The organism is Sedimentibacter sp. LTW-03 (genome assembly GCF_052059825.1).
GTDB lineage: Bacteria > Bacillota > Clostridia > Tissierellales > Sedimentibacteraceae > Sedimentibacter.
In genome coordinates this window covers 333,726-352,013 of the sequence record NZ_CP197180.1, presented here as the reverse complement: position 1 = coordinate 352,013, position 18,288 = coordinate 333,726, and the positions used below count along the sequence as shown (strand labels likewise).

The window sequence follows — 18,288 nt, the reverse complement described above, 5'->3', positions numbered from 1 at the left end:
ATAACCTTGTGTATTAAGGTAGCATTTTGTCAAGGTATTTTCAAGATGTTATGATCAAGCGGTAGAAAATTTGCACAAGTGGTCATACTTTTTTTAGAATTTGTGGTATAATGTTGAATGGATTATTATATGCAAAGGAGGGATTTCAAATAATCGCAGCAATCATAGATGATATGGCGGACGAGTGTGAAGTGCTCCGCAGCCTTTTGAAGCAATACGAAATTGAACAGCAGCAAACGATACAAATCAAAGAATTTTACAGCGGCAGGGAACTGCTTCATGATTACATACCTGGCAGCTACGATGTTGTTTTTATGGATATTTTTATGAACAATGAGAACGGCGTAGACTGCGCACTAAAGCTACGACAGCTTGACGATAATGTCAACCTTGTTTTTCTTACCACCAGCTCGGAATTCGGCGTAAAAAGCTATGATGTCCGGGCAGCAGATTACATTGTAAAACCAGCCACGATTGAAAAGATCTCTCGGGCGCTGCATTACTGCAAAATTGCAGAATCACAAAGCGAAACCTCCATCACAGTTACCGCAAAACATCAACCGTTGGAAATTGCCCTGAACCGTATTCTTTATGCCGATTACCAGAACCGCTCCACCTGTATACATTTAAAGTACTGCCTTATTTCGGTATCAGGAAGCTTCTCTGAGCTTTCCGAACAGCTAAGCGATTATCCGCAGTTCATCTCATGCTTCAAGGGCATTGTGGTCAACTTAAATGAGGTGCAGGGACTTGGCAGTAATTATCTGATCCTGAAAAACGGAGAGCAGCTGCCAGTCAGCCGGCGTTTGCATAGGCAGGTACAGCAAAAGCGTCTGAGTCTTTCCGCCGGTTCGCTGAGAGGTGATATGGTATGAAGCAGATACTTTCATTGATTTTAACTGCCATGCTGCTTTTGGTCATGCCCGCTCCTTACGCACTGGGAGCGATACTCTCAGATGATCTGGATGATACCATACACATTTCCGTACAGGTAACCGCTCCGGTGCTTACCGTAACACCTGCGGCAATTACCCTAACCGGCTTTGATGAACCTGACCGAACTGATGCAGTGGCATTTGCCGTCGGAACCTCACAGAATGAGCTGTCAGACTGGTTCTCTGATTCTGTTACAGGCTTTACCGGCTATGATGCAGACGGAAACCCCTATGATTTGATATCAGGCGAATGGTATTTGGATGCAGTTGATACCGACACAGTCGGTGTGTACTATGCTTCGACGGCACCCGACCTTGGAGCAGAATATATTCTGACTGACGGTGTTTCTCTGCCACGGCAGCTATGTGCTGTTTCCATCCAAGCGCCCGGCGAACCAGATATCAACTGCTGCGTAGTAGGACGCGGCTTTCTACACTTTCCGTGGGTGCTTTCATTAGAACAGGATGAACAGTTAGATGAGTTTGTTGTATGGCTTCGGCAAAATGAAGGAGAATGGACAAGTTTAGGCGATGGCTTCTCGTTTACTTCCGGAGATTTTCAGCTTTCTCAACGAATCCTTACATACGGAAGCACTTATGAGCTTAAGGTAACCTATCCAGGCGGTCAGACCAGCGTTTTGTCCTTTCAATATGAAGGAGAGCTTAGTATCCTTGATTATTCAGGAGGTGACCGGGATGGCGGCGACGTAAAAGGCAGCGATTCCGGTACAGGCACACAACCGGCTCCAACCATTCCGCAGATGCCGGTCGATTCTCCCGAGGATGATAATTCTGACAACAGCAATAAAGGATCTGTGAAGGATAATTCGTCATCCAAAGAAAAGGAAACACTGCCGAATTCAGACTCCCATTTGCAGGAGGAACATGGTTATTCATTCGGTGAATCCCAGCCTTCTTTAACCGCTCCCAAGACACCAGACAGCTCGCAAAATAACGAAAATTATAACAGTAATAATACTTCATTGGTTCAGTCTGCTGTAGTAAAAAAATCGGAAGCCGAAGCTCCTGGTACTCCATCCGGATCGGCAGTATCAATATATTCTGACACCTCTCTTTCACATGAAGCAGAGGGTGCTTCTTCACCCGAGCTGTTTAACTATTCAGTGTCACAATCAAATGGCAGCGACAAAGCAGTTATAAAGCAGGTTCCTAATGATAACAATATGCCGCCGGAGAATCATTCCAAAGCTCAAGTATTCGCCACTGTTGCAGAATCATATTCTCCAAACAAAACTGTCATTTCCGGTCTTCGTCTGCGAGATCTTTGCGCCGATGGAGAAAGTGTCGTATTTGGTGCCGGCAATTTAACTGTAAGTATTCCAAGCGATTTGCTTATAGCTCTGAACCTGTCGGATTCGGATACTATATCCGTTAAACTAACCCAGCCGGAAAGCAATCAAATTATGCTTTCAGTAGAGACTTCCGGCAAATTGGTTACAAACCTAACGGGAACGGTATTGCGGCTTCAATATATACCACAGTCGGAAAACGCAGATATAACCGTCCAGAATGAAACGGGAGAACAGATTACAAATGTTTTCTATGACGGCGAGCTTCTGCGCTTTGCAGCAGATGTGACAGGAACTTATACAATTATAGAACCATCAAATACACAGGAGGCGCAGAAAGATATGTCGCCTCTACTTCCCATGTCAGGCGGATTGATTTTGGCTGCAGGAGGAATTATATTTTTCAGGAGGAAACGCCATGGATAAAAAAACATTTTTATTACGGCGGTCTTTTGCGCTGTTTCTGACGATTGTCCTTTCCTCCACTATGTTTCTTGCCTTATATCACTTTGACAACAAGTACACAAAAAACGCACCCCAAGCTATTAACGGCGCGCTTTATGTATTAGAGACGGACTGGACAAATACGCCCATACGCTATCTTATGGACGGTTGGCGTTACTATGCGGATCGCCTGCTGACACCAGAAACTCTACAGCAACAGGGTGACAATTATCAGTACCTATCCATAGGAAATAATTCCAACTTTTCTATGGGTGAACGCCGACGCTCCCCTCATGGAAGCGCAAGCTACGCCTTAACACTGTATCTGCCGGAGGAAGTGCACACCTATACCATTGAGCTTCCGGAAATCTATTCCGCCTACCGGTTTTACATTGATGATAAGCTGAAGCTTCAGATAGGCGAGCCGGACATAATAGAATATCACGATCAGACCCAATGCCGTATGATTACCTTTGAAGCCTCCGGCAAGATAACACTTCTGCTGGCAGTCAGCAACCATTCTTGGATATATAGCGGTCTTGTTTATCCTCCGGCCTTTGGTGAACCGCTGAATCTAAACACCACTCGTGGAATTCGAATTGGTCTTTGCCTTATTTTAGTCACTGTGACACTGATGCTTGCCATTTTTAGCTTTTATCTTGCCATTCGTAACCGGCGCATGAATAATATATGGTTTTTTTTCCTTTTATGCATGGCAACCGCAGTGTTCAAATCCTATTCCGTGGTACATGGTATCCTGACGCTGTCCATTCAACCATGGTATTCCATTGAATTTGTCAGCGGGTATCTGGTAACACTGCTCGTCATTATTCTTCACAACCGAATTTGCGATACAAAAATATATGCGCAAATTATCAGTAGCACTTTAGCAGGAGTGGTCTGTATACTGGCGCTGCTTTATGGATTGTTTGCCGCACATCTGACGATGTCAATGATGCTAGCTTTTTCCAATCTGGTTTTTTGCTTCAAGCTGCTGACAGCCGTGTATCTTTTGTTTACTGCCGCGATAGCTGCACACCGAAATATAGAAAAAGCTTCGATACTGCTCTACGCTGATATTGTATATGCCTGCGCCTTTGTATGGGACCGCCTCCTGCCAAATTACGAGCCTGTCTTTAGTGGCTGGTTTCAGGAATGGGGCAGTTTAATCCTGGTGTTCGCAACAGGTATGGTTCTTTGGTACGACATAGCCATGGGATATCGGCACAGTCTCGTCTATGCTGAGGAACAGCGGCAGATGAAGCGTCAGCTTACAATGCAAGTGGAACATCTGCGACAAACGAACCAGAAAGTGGAAGAAAGCACCAAACTGCGCCACGACTTTCGTCATCATCTACGCACCCTAATGACGCTTTCCGAGGAGGGACGCCGGGATGAACTTGAAAACTATATTCGTAGCATTACAGCCATCAACGATGGCACCCGGATTGGCCGTCTCACTGACAATATCGAGTTGGATGCGGTGGTGCAGTATTACAGCAACCTTGCACAGTCAAGCGGCATCCAGTTCCGAGCAAGGCTGCAGATTCCCGCAAAGCTGCATTTTCCCATTGTTGATTTATGCGGTCTTCTTGGAAACTTGCTGGAAAATGCAGTGGAAGCTTGCCAGCGCCAGGAAAATAAGGATAATGCTATCTTTATTGCCGGACGCACACAGAACGGACAGCTTGAATTTGTTGTAGATAACAGCTTTGACGGAAAAATTAAAACCATAGGCAAAAAATATTTATCCTCCAAGAGGAACGGCTTCGGCCTTGGAATTTCCTCCGTTTTGGAAACCGTAGATCGATATGGAGGCGTAATCAATCTGTATACCGATGAAAATGGCTTCCACGCAGAGGTGTCCCTCCCCCTTGGAATTGAAGAAAGAATTCCTTTGCCTGTGTAATCCCGTTCGTAATAAAATCATAGGTAAAATGTATTGAATACATTTTTGCCCTTGATTGCATACAATTTTAATCATAAAATAGTAATGCACTAAATATTGTATGGAAATAAATGTGAACTAAGGAGTGATTAATATGCCTATGATTTATTTACCCAGTTGCAAATTTACAGAATATTCCCCAGAATCCAGCAAGAGAATTAAGAGCTTTCTTCCTTAGCAGACATTACAAATTCTCCTGATATATTCTATTTAGAAGTACAATTTATTTCTTTATATGTTTTCATTAAAATTATCTCACATAATCTATATTTTTGCTATATTTTAATAAATGTAATTTAATTTGTAGATGATTTGTTGTTTAATAGTTTGCTTAAGATGTTCATATTTAACGTTTAAATAGTTTATAAAAGGACATTATTTAATAAAAATAAATTTTATTAGTTAGTTGATATCCTTGCTTATTTCCTAAACATTATTAATTATTTTTAGATTTAAAAAGTCTAAAACCAAATCCAAAATTGAAACAAGTGATAGAAGCTTATTTTGTTTTTCTCATGCCGTTTTCATCTAGCTCGTAACCATCTATGGTAGCACTTCTTGCAAGTGAACCGTCATCATAGAAATAATACCATTTACCTCCGATATCCCACCAGCCTGTGATCATCTGATTGTCGGAATAATATCTCCAGTTTTCTTCGTCTTTAACCCAGCCGGTTTTTAAAGTGTCATCAATGTTGAAGAAATACTTCACACCACCAATGTTCTGCCAACCGGATAAAACTTTCCCGTCCTTGTAATAGAAGTACTGTCCGGCATCATTCATTGCCCATCCATTGGCGGTGGCAGGATTAATGGTTAACTTGATGTAGCGGTAAAGCATGGCAGAAACTTCGGCACGTGTTGCACTTAACTTAGGATTAAACTTATTTCCGTTATCACCCGTCATGATACCCGACTGCTGTATTGCTGTAACAGCATCCTTATAAACGTCACCGATGTCGCTGCCATCCACATAGGTAGTTTTTTCGCGTATTACAGGCAGCTCATAACCGATAGCTTTGGCATAGTTTGCGCAAATTACCGCTATTTCCTCACGGGTAACAGACCGGTCAGGTGCAAACTGCTGATTTCCAATTCCTTTAACAATACCATTTTTATATGCCCACTCCACATATGGCTGATAATATTTATCCTTTGGCACATCGTCGAAGTTGCTCGCAGTGTAATCCTTAACATCTGCGCCAGCCATCCTTCCTAGCACAGTAACCAGCATTCCACGGGTCATTGCAGCATCTGGGTCGAAAGTGGTATCCGAAGTTCCGGAGAGAAGTCCACGCCCGACTGCATAATCAATGTATTCCCTCCCCCAGTGACTGACAATATCGGTAAATTTTGCACCTGGTTCTGTATAGCCTATACCGTATAGCGATAAGTGATCAGTAGTAATAATCAAGCTGCTGCTACCGGTATCATAAGCAGACCCAGGTATTCGTTTTACATTTCCCTCCGCATCAACGTATACACCAAACAGATATCCTGCCGCCTCATTTTCATATGGCATATAAGAGATTGAAAGAGTTGCTGTTCCACTGCCAAGATCACTTACACTGACAATTTTTCCATCATTGATATAGCTTATATTTACATCGTACACATACCGGCTGTCTATAAGTGTCTGCGCCTGTTCAGAAAGTCCTGTCGCCGGATCAATGGTTATAGTTACATCCCCCGAGCTTTGGTTCAGAATTTCCTTCAGGGCTTTAAGATCAAGGCCAAGAGAAACTGTTGTGCCGTTTATTTCAAGCTCAGTTACTCCGGCACTCATAAGGCTGTTCAAAGCAGCTCTGCTTAATGTTATCCCCAATGAGTCTTGCTGAAGCATAGTGAAATCCAATGCAACTGAAATACCGTTTGATGTCTTACCATAATCCTTTGCATATGCCTGTGCCTTGGCAATGGCATCCGCAATAACATTATCTGGTATGTTTTCATTTTCTGTAACAGAAATAACTGCTGTTACCGGCTGTCCCGGATTTTCCTCCGGCGCAATCAAAATGCTTGATACAACCGGCACGGCAGATGTTCCCGCGGAATTTGTCCCTGTCGATTGCTGTTCTCGTATTATCTGCGCAAAGGCAGTGGTAGATATATTGTCTGCAGAATCCTTTGACTGAAGCAGAATGGTAGCACTTTCTGCTGCGGTACGCCATAAATCCGCCGGGATTAATTGCCCATTCAAGGTAAACTCTCCATTTTCGTCTGCTATCACCTGATTGTTTTCATCGAGGTTGTTAAGCTCAGCACCGTTTGTTTCATCCGCCGTGATAATCGGTCCTGCCAGCATTACCTTCGCATTGGACTCTGTAACGCCGGTAACACTAAATGTACCGGTATTATAATTCGCCCGGAATGAATCGCTGTCCAACGTAATCAACGGTGGCACATTATCAAGCCTCAGCCCCAGATAATCCACCGCAACGTCCCCCTCTGCGTCTGTCACCGTAACTTTCAGATTGAGTGCACCTTCAAAGTCCTCAGGGGTTTCAAAGATAAGTGTGGAGCTGCTCATATCATTCGACTGTGCCAGCACAGCTCCGGCCGAATCCTCGTCAATATCCATACGTGATACAACGATTTTTGCATTTACATCAGATTCGATGATGACTTCAGTCTTATCCTTAATGTAAAGAAGCTTCATAGTGTTTTCGCCATCATTGACAGGCTGCGGTATATAAGTAAGCTGCGGGAAGCTCGCCTTAGGTAAATATTGTTCGCTGCTCTGCACTTCCGCACTTTCAGCAGGAAAGCTTTCGTTCTTGCCGTCCTCATCCTCGTCCATGAGATATCTGAAGGCTGTTACGCCGATTTTATAGTCTTTATTTGCATCCAACGGAGAAATCATGTCATTGTTATTTCCCGCCGTGACAGCCATATCGAGACTATATGCACCATCTGCATCCTTAATCAGTTCCTCTGACTTCAATAAATAATTCGCTCCTGTGGTAATCCAATCGCTACCGTCTTTCTGATACAGCCTGACGTAATAACCATCCGCTTCAGGTCCGCTTGAAGGCTCTTTCCAGATTGCGCGCATAGTCTCGCTACCTACGGATTTAAGCTCAACATCCTCAGCCATGTGCGGTTGGAGGGTGTTAGTATAAATAACTTTCTGACTATCACCAAGTTCATAATCATCTGTTTTTATGAAAGCAATTTCATCATCTTCTACATTTCCGTCACCGTCAAAATCCTCATTAATTTGCTCCAGCAGCACTGTGGTTGCATAATAGCTTCCTGAAGGAACTGCACCGCCGGAAAGTGAAATAACTTCTCTGATTTCGCCGTTATCCGGGACTTCGCTCTGCGAAATAAGATAATCTGTACCACCCTTTTCATCTCCGAGATAGATTCGCAGAACGTATGATGTACTAATGTCCATATCCTGTACAGTACCTGATAGCTCCCCTGCAAGATTAATATTCATGCTCGTAATAGAGGCATAAGGGCTTGCATAATAGCAAACAATATCAAACGGTTCTTCAGATGAATCAAAATTCCATGTTCCTCTGTTTGGCAGCTTCAGCGTCACATAATCATCCCCCAAGACTGTGTTTACCTCGTCCGGGTTGGTTATCTCACCATCTTCGTTATACTCGGCAAGTATGGCTGAAAATGTTGTGCTTCCTGAACTCCTAATGCTCATGCCGCTTAACAGCTGCTGAGGAGTTGCACTTGAACCCTGCTTCAGTATCAAAGATAATGCAAGATGATCAGAGTCAAGAATGCCATCTGCAAATTCAACCTCATATCTTTTTTCTGTGTCGTCTGTTTGAGTTATAGTAACACCTGTAACTCCAGAATCATATATACCTCTGCCTGCTATGCCAGTTGGAGTTGTACTGCCGGATTTTTCAGCAATCATACCCAGCTCTCCGTCCCATGTGCTTGAAGCAAGCAGAATAATATTATCATTAGTTACAAGAATTCCAACCTGTTCCCCGGTGTCTTCATCTAGCAGAGCTTGTTTGTAAGGGCTGGGATCAAAGGGTTCAAATTCATCCCACCAGGCTCCAACCCTAATTCCCACATCCTTATCCTGGAAGATATAATAAACACGGAAAGGAAGGCCTATAATACTTCCTGTATAAGCCACGCCGCCATAGCCAGAAATATTGTGAAAGGCGCTTCTGGCTGCATCGCTCACCGAGGTATTTGTAATGGCAAAATCAGTCTGTCCGCCCATGGCAAGTGCAATCTCCGCACTGAGCAGCTTAAGATCACCAAATGCCCATGCCTCCTTCGGAATTTGCACCAGTCCATAAATCTTGCCGTCTGCACCAAGCACTACGTACATCCTCTTGCCCCCTGAAGAATTGCCTACTCCGGCAAATGCCGAAGCATTGAACTCACCCCCGGCTTTAATGAAAGGCTTATTCTTTGTAACTACAATATCCAGCTTCATGCCACCATTAACCATGAGGCCGGTATAATTTATGCCCTTGTAATTGCGCACATCTCCGGAAAGCCCCATATACCAGCTATACTTATCAATAATAGGAATTTCCAGAATTGTTCCGTCCGAAAGTGTTGCCTCGTAATAGCCAGCTCCAAGGGTTACTTTATACCAACCTTCAATTACCTCCAGCACGCTTCCTTTTGCACCAATTGTAAGCTTAATAGGTGGAATTGCAGAATAATCGCCGTTGATAGTTTCTGCCAGATTGCTGAAACCGCCGCTCAATCCGTTGAGCTCGGCAACCACAACCGGAGGCACCATTGGGACACCAACTTCAGATGCCACACTAAGTTCCAATGTATTAGGAATAAGTGCACCTGTATAAATACGCTTCAGCTCCAGCTCTCCTTCTGCCTCTAACATGTCGAACACGTTAACTTCAAGCTCGAAGGCATAGCGTTCCTCTCCGGGAAATGTATTAATTTCTGCTGAAGCACTGCCTATTCCAAGCCCTAAAAGTTTTTCCATATCAACATTACCGGATGCCTCCACTCCAGTAATACCAAAGGTATTGTTTTTAGTTCCCATACCCAATCGTTTCATATCTATACTAGCCGCATCAATAAAAGGTGTGGAAATACCCATTTCGCCAGTGAAAATTAAGTTGCCACCCGTAGTTGCCGTGACAGTCTCTAACCTGCACTTGGCTCCTGGTATGTCGATATGAAGAATCGCACCGTTTTTGTCCGGGTCAATATCAATTTTTAGCTTTCCGTCGATATACGAAAATCTCAGGCTGTCATCAGAAATGGATTTGGGCTTATAGAATTTAAAGGTAGGTGCAGACAGATGGACATTCTGTACAGTTACCGTTCCGTTGGATGCTACAGAAAACCCTCCGCCTTCCGTCCACGTGGCAGTTAGCGAAGGCGAAAGCTGAACCGCATTATTTTTAAAGATAAATTTGCCGGAAACCTGCTCAAAAGTACCGCGGAAAACCGCAACCAAATTATCGCCGTAACTGGATTTCAATTCAGTCTCATTTTTCCCGGGCTGAGCCGAAAATGTGCTTCCGCTACTAACAATACCCAAGCAAGCCGCATCTGCCGGAATAGACACAGGATCAGCGGGAATATTCGAAGCTCCAAGCTCATACAAATCGCGGAATCCCCACAGTGCCCATGTTGATTCGTTAAAATAAAAATCATGATTGACACTTACCGAAGAATTATTCTGCGAATAACTTAGCGAATCAGCATATCTGTTTAAGTGTCCACTCACACCGGAAAGCAGAGTGGGTATCCAACCCCCTTGACCGTCACTGGCCCACGCAACAGCCGTCGCATATCCATCAAGAGCTATAAACTGGTTTGCATAGGAAAAGGAATCAGTAAATACTTCGGTGATATAATAGCCATCATACGATGGATCCATATTATCCGTAGTTGAATATAGCGGAGCCGAATAATGAGTATAGCCTCCGGTACGATCAATATAGTCATAGGCATATGTACTGCGGCCCAGACGAATATTGCCCGCAACACTGTGACCGGCACTTCCAAAACTATTATGGCGAGTCATTACGCGTATGCTTGAGCCTTCGGGAACATTGATGATTTTCGCTTCGGAAAGTACTCCCCAGGTTTTTCCCGAATCATAATCATCATGGCCTGTTATGTTTCCACTAGTTCCATTTGGTGCTCCTTTGTCAATCTGCACCAGCTCGTACGTAATCTTAATTATTGTTCCGTTTTCAAAATATAAGTTCTGCACTAACTTGGGATTTTCCGTGTCAGACTTAATAGTCATACTTCTACTGAGTGGAAATATCTCACGGCTCATATCCGTACTTATGGGATCAATTTCTACTTCCCTAATTGTCTGGGCATAAAATGCGTAGCTTTCCGTTGCACCCATTCCCTTAACGTCATTCAATGTTTTCTGAGACGGCACAGTAATTAAATTGCCGTCCTGCTGTCTAATATAAAATCCGATGTAAGAGTTTTGAAGATAATAGTAACCGTCCTTGTTTCCCGCTGTAATTCCACCTACATCCCGGTCCATCGCTCCCACATAGGCAAATGCAGAAACAGGTAACAAGGCCGCAACCATAACTATAGTCAGAACTGTTGCTATTATCCTCCTAAACATAAATTTTCGTTTCATCTTATTTGCTCCTTTCGTGAAAGGGCATAAAAAAACCCCTATTATAGTTTTCAATACTATTATAGGGCAAAATTCCTTTTTTTGGTAGTGACCTTTATCTCATAAAAAGTCACCTTTTTATTTCCATGATGTATGCAGCAAGCTCGTCACGACCAGATATATTTAACTTATCGTAAATCTCCATCATAATATTTTTGAGTCTTCCCACGGAAATATAATGCTTCTCAGCTATTTTTGCGTATGGAACGTGTCGCGCCACAAGCATAGCAATATGGTATTCTCGCAGAGATAAAACAAGCGTGATGTTATCCTGTGCGAACTTATTATGAAAGGTAATCCAGTTCTTAGCAGTGCGATTATATTGGCTGATTATAGCGTCGTAATAGTCAGGAAATTCCTGCTTCAGGCACTGCTCAATCAGTCCGCCCAATTGGGTAATAACCTCTGCAAAGGGTGTAATAAACCCGTGAGGTAGACAAATACGCATAACCTCCAGGAGCCAACGTCTAGCCTCCTCTTCACGTTCGAGATGGTAACAGGCGATGGCGCAAGTTACTCGTAAATAGATATCGGCAAATGTGATTTCTTGCTCCGACGCACTTAAGGTCAATGCAGTTTGCGCCACGTTTAGCATGGCTTCATACCTGCCTACGCAAAAAAAATATCTAGCCTGCAAATAGGATGTGTAAGGCTTTTTCAACACCGATCGATCGCTAAAATCCCCTTCTTTCAACCAATCAGGAACCATATTGGGTAGTGTTGCACTTACAGCGACACTGGCAAGAGCTAACTCTGCAATGGCGACTATGTCGCTACCTCGATTAGTTTTTATGCATCTCTTGAGATAGCTTTCAATTTCCGTGTAAGCATGGTAATTTCCCAAACTAATGAATGCTGCAACTGCAATCAAGGATGATCGAAGCTTTGCTGCTTCATTCCCTTCGGCTCTTTGACAGCAGCGTATAGTTTGCTCAAAATCACCGCGCAGATAGGCAAGCTCGCTTTCATATTGCAGCTGATGTTGCTCCTCTTTTACAATATTTAAAATCGCATCGGGATTATGAATGGGCATCGGTACACAAGTGGCATCGATTAAACGTTCCAGATCAGAGGGTTCAGAAGACATACCATCTTGAATACGTTTTTTCTTTCTGCGTGGGTCTACAGGTTTTTCTGCATCGGCAGCAATCATCCAGGCTCTGCCAAACTTCTTGGTACCGGGAATTCGCCCCTGCTCACAAAGTTTCTGCACTCTGCGCAATGATATATTCCATTTTTCTGCCACTTCCTTGGCAGTGATATATCCCACATTTTCCATAACCCACTTCACCAACTTTCAATAATTTTAATCATCTTCATTATATACGCAATAGCGAATAGAATCAATTAGGATATAAAAAAATTTTACTAACATTAAACTCACTTTTTCTATTTAAATATTGAATGTCATCCTGGCACAATTTTTAAATGAGGACAGACGCTTTAACGCATCTGTCCTCATTTTATATCGTATTTATATTATATTTTCACAGAATCTCATCAATATCGTTGCAACCTGAGCACGAGTAGCACTGCCTTGAGGTTCAAGAGTAGTATTGGTAGTGCCCTTTACTAATTCTGCCTCACAAGCCCAGTCAAATGAGGTTTTAGCCCAACTGCTGATATCATCGGCATCGCTATAATTATCAATGCTTGCAGTTTATCTACATTATATCCTTTATACTTTGCATAATTATATAGACCCTCTTTTACGTCCGAGAAATTTATTTGTTTTTCATTCCTTCCTCTGTTACAGGATGAGTATAGCCGCCTGACATATTTTCACCTGTCAATGTACCAGAAGCACCGTCAATCTTGGTTCCTCCTTCGGTGCTGTTTTCATCATTGCGGTACCATTGATAGGTAAGTGTACCGCCGTCAGAAACTGGGTTCACACAGTTGTAGTCAGTTCTTTAATTATCTGCATAGGTGTTAACTATTTTTTTACTGCAAGACAATAATTTACATTATCAAACGCCGTCATAAGATGTGTAGGATTAACATGATTGTAGGCCTCAAAAAATTGTTGTGTAATTTCCAATGGTGTTAAATGCTCATAAATTAAAAATCCTTGTTTTAAAAGAGTTTTACCCATATCTTCGTACGAATAGCTTGCAAGCATCTTTTCATTTGCAGAACCTGCCAACAAAACCTGTTTTTTCGCACGCTCTCCTGCTTTCTCAGTATAACTATTATCATCAGGATAATCAAATACAATAGAACTCCCACTTGGTAAAATTGAGCTGAGCACAGTAATCAATTCCTCAAATGTTTGCTTAGAAAGATAATATGCAACCCCGAGAATACTGCAAAAGCTAATATAATTTTCATCAAATGCAGTATTTTGAGTCAACGCTGTCATCCACTGTTCAGTTGTAAAATCTGCTGCAATAAAATGAACATTATTTGGTATTTCAATCTTAGCTTCTTCAAGACGCATTTTCTTATCATTTGCAGTAGAAGGATGATCAATCTCAAAAATCTGTATTTTATCCGCCCAAGAAGGTTGACGATAAGCAAATGTGTCATAACCTGCACCAAAAATTAAATATTGCCTTGTTCCCATCGATACAGCTGTTTGAAGTGCTTTTTCTGCAAAAGCTGCTCTACCAAGCGGTGAAGGGGACAATTGGTTGTCTACTACCCATCTTAGAGCAGCATCTTTTGTTCCTGTAAAATTAGGATTGAAAAAACCAATACCGTCTGCCATACTTTTTGAAATTTGAAGATATTCTTCATCCTTCAAAAGCATCTTGGCAATGCTGTCATCAAAAATTTTAACTTTATTATTTTCAACATGGTACGCTCTTGAGAATGCACTAACAAGTGCCGTCATACTTTTTTGTTCCATTTTAAATCACCTCTTATACTTAATACACCTAAAATTCAAAAACTACAAGACTTGAAATTTTGCTCATTTTATGGTATAGTAAGTATAGAAAATTAATAAAATTTATTTACATTACATATTTTGTCACCAATTTTTATTTTAAAATTAAACTACAAAACAAACCTGCAAGCACATGCAATACCCCCGGTAAATATTACTGATATATTTTTCTTACCAAATTGTTTAATATTATAAACTATAATTCAAAACTTTAGTTTATATATCATAATTCTAAATCTTATTCTTCAAAGGTAATCTGTAAGCTCATCAAAAAAGCTCTCATAGCACAAGTCAATCTTTTGCCCCGCTTTTTATAAAAACAAATATCCCGCCTAATGTCTGAATCACCTATTTTGTAAAAAACAAGAGATGGATAAAAAGCAATATTTTTTATCAAAGTATCACTAATCAGCGCCAATCCTACTTCATTACATGCCATATTAAAGGTTGTAACCTGCTGGCTAAAGGATAAAATAATATTAGGTTTTATATTTTCATTTTCAAATAATTTAACTGATTTTTTATATGTATCTGTATCAGGTTTCATAAATATAAAGGGTTCATTTTTGACAAGGTGTAAAGGTAATATTGGTGTTTTTTCTAATAAATGAATATTTTTCAATATATCATTTTTCGTCAAACCATACGATTTTAATTGCTCATTGCAAGAAAACGATTCCGGTATAGCCAACAAAAGAGTTTCCGGTGTGTATTTAAATTCAACATATTTCTTAGAATTTATTTCACAAGCATCGATCAGTAAATCGATTTCCCCACAATATAGTTTTTCCAGCATTGGAGAAATATCTCCTTCTACAATATTCAATTTTATATTTGAATATTGCGATCTAAACTTTCTAATCTCCTTTGGTAACACATACGAAATCATAAAATTGCTTCCCCCAATAGAAAGATTTCCTGTATTACAATTATGAACATCTTCTAAATAGGCTTTAAAATCCGACTCCGCAGAAGAAATAGATTGCGCTACTTCAATATATTTCAATCCACATTCTGTTAATTTTATTGGATATGTACTTCTATCAAAAATAGGTTCTCCAATTTTTTCTTCCAAACGTTTTATTGTTGCGCTTAAAGAAGGCTGCGATATGTAAAGATTTTGTGCTGCCTTAGAGAAATTATGCGTTTTATAAACTTCTAATATATATTCTTTTGCAGAAAACAAAAAAAAACCTCCTTTTTATTTCAAATCTTTTTTTGAATAATATCATAATGTAGCATCTTTTTTTAATAATTTTATTTTATCAAACTTACGCTAGTGATACAACTTAATTATAACAGATCAATCTATTATCGAAAACTATGTAAAATATATAAATAAGCATCTATAAAATATATATACATATTTATATTATACAAAAACAAAGAGTTGTGCTAATCTGATTATATAAATTATAATAAAATTTTATTTAATTTACTAAAATTTTTGCTTCTATTTGACTATAACATTCCATGGAAAAAACAACTATCAAAATAACATCCAAGCAAAAGTAACTTTCAAAAAGTACAAGACTGGAGGTTTCGAATGAAAATTAGCAAAATCATAATTAATCAATTAAAAATACCATTAAAAAAGCCCTATAAATTATCTAAAGAATACGGCACATTGTTTGATTCTTCTATAATTGTTTTAGAAGTACATACTGATGAAGGTTTCATCGGTTATGGAGAATGTGATCCTTGGCCACTTTTTACAGGGGATACATCTGATACATGCACATTATTGCTAAGAAACATAATTTGTCCTTATTTAATTGGTAAGGATCCTACAAATATTAGAGAAATCCATAGATTAATGGATGCGCTCATCTTGAACAATCACATTGCAAAATCTGCAGTTGATATGGCGATGTATGATATCACGGGAAAAGCAACAAATATGCCTGTCCATAAGCTACTTGGCGGTAAATTAAGATCAGAAATAGACGTTATGTGGTCTCTCGGTGGTGAAACCCCAGAGGAAAGCGTTGCAGACATTTTAAGAATAAAAGAAATGGGTTATCGTGGTTGTATGATTAAAGTTGGCGGTGAAGATTATAAATTAGACGCCGCTCGTACTATTGCAGCAAGAGAAGCAGCAGGCCCTGATTTTATGCTAAACGCTGATGCAAACCAAGGTTGGGATGTAGATACAGCGATTCGTTATGGAAAACTGGTTAAAAATTGTGACTTAATGTTCTTTGAGCAGCCCGTTAAATATTGGGACGTAGACGGTCTTGCTAAGGTTCGTCGTGCTGTTTCTATGCCTATATCTGCTGATGAAGGAATTGTAAGTATGGCGGATGCAAGAAGATTAATTCAGGCTGAGGCTGTAGATATTTTCAGTATAAAAGTTACAAAAAATGGCGGTATTTTACCTGCTTCTGAATTATGCGAATTTTCAAAGGCAAATGGCATCAGACTCTTTTTTAACTCTATGATTGAAGAAGGCATAACACAAGCGGCCAGCTTAGCTGTTGGTGCAACTGCCTCAGCATTGGTACCCATGGGACATGCGTATTTCTCAGTTCAAAGAATGGCTGAAGACATTACAAATTTTAACAGACTAATCCGTCCAAATGGTACTGTTGAAGTTCCTGAATCACCGGGATTAGGTATCGAATTGAACTATACAGCAATTCAAAAGTACAAAGTAGCACAATATATAGTTATATAGGAGGTATGTAAAATGAATATTACAACAATTGCAATTATCATTGCGACACTTTTTGTTATTATAGCAACCCTATTGCCTACATTCATCATGAACCGAAAGAAAAAAACTTCTGAAGAAGATTGGGCGGTAGCAAGTAGAAGCCTTCCAATGTTTGTCGTTATTGGTACACAATTTGCCAGTATCATGGGTGGAGGTGTATTAGTAGGACATGTTGCAAGCGCTTACCGCAATGGTGTTGGTCACATGGTTTATGGCGTTTTAGTTTGCTCCCCCCTCTTAGTTATTATGTTAATCGCTAGATGGTTGAGACATAACAACTTTACAACGATCCCTGAAATTTTTGATAATTTTTGCGGTGAAAATAAAATTATTAAAGTAATTGCAGCGGTTATGACCATTATTGTTCCATTTGGTTGGGTAACATCACAAATTACAGCCTTTGGTAGCATTTACTCAGAACTAACAGGCCTAAATTATAATACTATTTGCATAATTTTTGCTATAGTTAGCTTGCTATTTATAATGCCTGCCGGTTTAAAAACCGTCGCTTGGACAGACTTCATTTTTTCTTGCTTTATTGTAGTATTTATGATTGCAAGTTTACTTTATGCTACAAATATGGCAGGTGGAACAACAGGAATTGTTAACAATGCAGAACCTCATTTAGTATCAATCGGCGGCTCTTTACAAAAAATAGGTTGGAGCACAATCTTCCTGTGGATATTTGCTATTCTTCCCGGTGGTGTTACAAATCAATTATACTTCCAACGTGTATGTGCAATGGAAGATGAATCGAAAGTAAATCGCAGCCTATTTATTTCTTTTGTTGTATCTTTAATCGGTTTCACATGGGCAGTTTATATGGGCATTTCCATCAACTCTGTTAACCCTAATATTGCAGACAACGGTCAGACAGGCTGGTTCATGTCTCAATTACCTCTGCCTTTACTGGCAGCGTTTGCCGCGCTGGTTTTTGCAACATTAATGTCTACTGTAAGTAGTGGTGTACAATCTGCTGTAGTTAATATTACACGAGACATTATCCCCTCATTTAAAAAAAATATTCCTCCTGAAAAGATGTTGCAAATTTCAAGAATGCTTTCAGGCGTAACAATGGTAGTAGCACTTTTAATGTGTCTTGTTTTTACAGATACATTAGGATGGCTAACCGTAACCTACGGTTTCTCTGCAGCAACCTTGCTTTGTCCTATTTATGTAGGCTATGCGTTTCGCAATAAAAATTTCATTACCTCTAAAGGAATTGGCGCAAGCATGATAGCAGGGGCAATTGGTGCAACAACCGGTTTGATTCTTAAAACAACCATAAATTATGCTGCAATCGGTGTTTGTTTATCATTTATAACATTAATCGTTGTAAGTGCAATGACAAGTAAGGTATCAAATAAAGTAAAAAATTTAAACCTTAACAACTAATTATTAAAATTTATAGAAAAAGGGTGAT

The 18,288-nt window shown here is 40.3% G+C and carries 11 protein-coding genes; 5 read left to right on the top strand and 6 right to left on the bottom strand.

The genetic code is table 11. The annotated features are described in order from the left end of the window. Nucleotides 1-110 precede the first annotated feature (110 nt). From ACS3UD_RS01725 to ACS3UD_RS01715, 3 genes are read left to right on the top strand one after another with little or no spacing between them, the layout of a single operon-like run. Nucleotides 111-875 (top strand): LytR/AlgR family response regulator transcription factor, encoded by a 765-nt coding sequence (locus tag ACS3UD_RS01725; protein ID WP_308138056.1) that lies wholly within the window; start codon nt 111-113, stop codon nt 873-875. Next, on the top strand, nt 872-2,671 hold the full coding sequence (locus ACS3UD_RS01720) for a peptidase (RefSeq protein WP_308138057.1): 1,800 nt from the start codon (nt 872-874) through the stop codon (nt 2,669-2,671). The genes ACS3UD_RS01725 and ACS3UD_RS01720 overlap by 4 nt, the downstream gene beginning before the upstream one ends. Further along, nucleotides 2,664-4,598, top strand: coding sequence for a sensor histidine kinase (locus ACS3UD_RS01715; RefSeq protein WP_308138058.1), 1,935 nt, complete (start codon nt 2,664-2,666; stop codon nt 4,596-4,598). Before ACS3UD_RS01720 ends, ACS3UD_RS01715 begins: the two co-directional genes overlap by 8 nt. A 538-nt stretch (nt 4,599-5,136) precedes the next feature. On the opposite strand, the gene ACS3UD_RS01710 is transcribed toward ACS3UD_RS01715, so the two are convergent. The 6 genes from ACS3UD_RS01710 to ACS3UD_RS01685 form a co-directional block, all read right to left on the bottom strand. After that, nucleotides 5,137-11,220 (bottom strand): S-layer homology domain-containing protein, encoded by a 6,084-nt coding sequence (locus ACS3UD_RS01710; RefSeq protein WP_308138059.1) that lies wholly within the window; start codon nt 11,218-11,220, stop codon nt 5,137-5,139. Nucleotides 11,221-11,329: 109 nt separating this feature from the next. Beyond that, the gene (locus ACS3UD_RS01705; protein ID WP_308138060.1) at nt 11,330-12,538 is read right to left on the bottom strand and encodes a helix-turn-helix domain-containing protein; all 1,209 of its coding nucleotides are present in this window, start codon (nt 12,536-12,538) and stop codon (nt 11,330-11,332) included. A gap of 195 nt (nt 12,539-12,733) precedes the next feature. Next, entirely contained in the window at nt 12,734-12,910 is a 177-nt protein-coding gene (locus ACS3UD_RS01700; RefSeq protein ID WP_374049918.1) for an S-layer homology domain-containing protein, read from the bottom strand. Between the two features lie 73 nt (nt 12,911-12,983). Continuing rightward, a complete protein-coding gene (locus ACS3UD_RS01695) occupies nt 12,984-13,154 on the bottom strand; it encodes a hypothetical protein (protein WP_308138061.1) in 171 nt (56 codons plus the stop codon). A 41-nt stretch (nt 13,155-13,195) separates the two neighbouring features. After that, complete coding sequence (locus ACS3UD_RS01690; protein WP_308138062.1) at nt 13,196-14,110, bottom strand: class I SAM-dependent methyltransferase; 915 nt, start codon at nt 14,108-14,110, stop codon at nt 13,196-13,198. Between the two features lie 277 nt (nt 14,111-14,387). Beyond that, nucleotides 14,388-15,335 (bottom strand): LysR family transcriptional regulator, encoded by a 948-nt coding sequence (locus ACS3UD_RS01685; protein ID WP_308138063.1) that lies wholly within the window; start codon nt 15,333-15,335, stop codon nt 14,388-14,390. A 360-nt stretch (nt 15,336-15,695) separates the two neighbouring features. Between ACS3UD_RS01685 and ACS3UD_RS01680 the strand changes: the two genes are divergently transcribed. Together ACS3UD_RS01680 and ACS3UD_RS01675 are read left to right on the top strand one after the other, a co-directional pair. Then, a complete protein-coding gene (locus ACS3UD_RS01680; RefSeq protein WP_308138064.1) occupies nt 15,696-16,826 on the top strand; it encodes a mandelate racemase/muconate lactonizing enzyme family protein in 1,131 nt (376 codons plus the stop codon). A gap of 12 nt (nt 16,827-16,838) precedes the next feature. Continuing rightward, on the top strand, nt 16,839-18,260 hold the full coding sequence (locus ACS3UD_RS01675) for a sodium:solute symporter family protein (protein ID WP_308138065.1): 1,422 nt from the start codon (nt 16,839-16,841) through the stop codon (nt 18,258-18,260). Nucleotides 18,261-18,288 lie beyond the last annotated feature (28 nt).

Excerpts from the sequence above, each read along its gene's own strand:
- ACS3UD_RS01725 (WP_308138056.1), top strand. The coding sequence starts at position 111 with ATGTTGAATGGATTATTATATGCAAAGGAGGGATTTCAAATAATCGCA.
- ACS3UD_RS01720 (WP_308138057.1), top strand. The coding sequence starts at position 872 with ATGAAGCAGATACTTTCATTGATTTTAACTGCCATGCTGCTTTTGGTC.
- ACS3UD_RS01715 (WP_308138058.1), top strand. The coding sequence starts at position 2,664 with ATGGATAAAAAAACATTTTTATTACGGCGGTCTTTTGCGCTGTTTCTG.
- ACS3UD_RS01710 (WP_308138059.1), bottom strand. The coding sequence starts at position 11,220 with ATGAAACGAAAATTTATGTTTAGGAGGATAATAGCAACAGTTCTGACT.
- ACS3UD_RS01705 (WP_308138060.1), bottom strand. The coding sequence starts at position 12,538 with ATGGAAAATGTGGGATATATCACTGCCAAGGAAGTGGCAGAAAAATGG.
- ACS3UD_RS01690 (WP_308138062.1), bottom strand. The coding sequence starts at position 14,110 with ATGGAACAAAAAAGTATGACGGCACTTGTTAGTGCATTCTCAAGAGCG.
- ACS3UD_RS01680 (WP_308138064.1), top strand. The coding sequence starts at position 15,696 with ATGAAAATTAGCAAAATCATAATTAATCAATTAAAAATACCATTAAAA.
- ACS3UD_RS01675 (WP_308138065.1), top strand. The coding sequence starts at position 16,839 with ATGAATATTACAACAATTGCAATTATCATTGCGACACTTTTTGTTATT.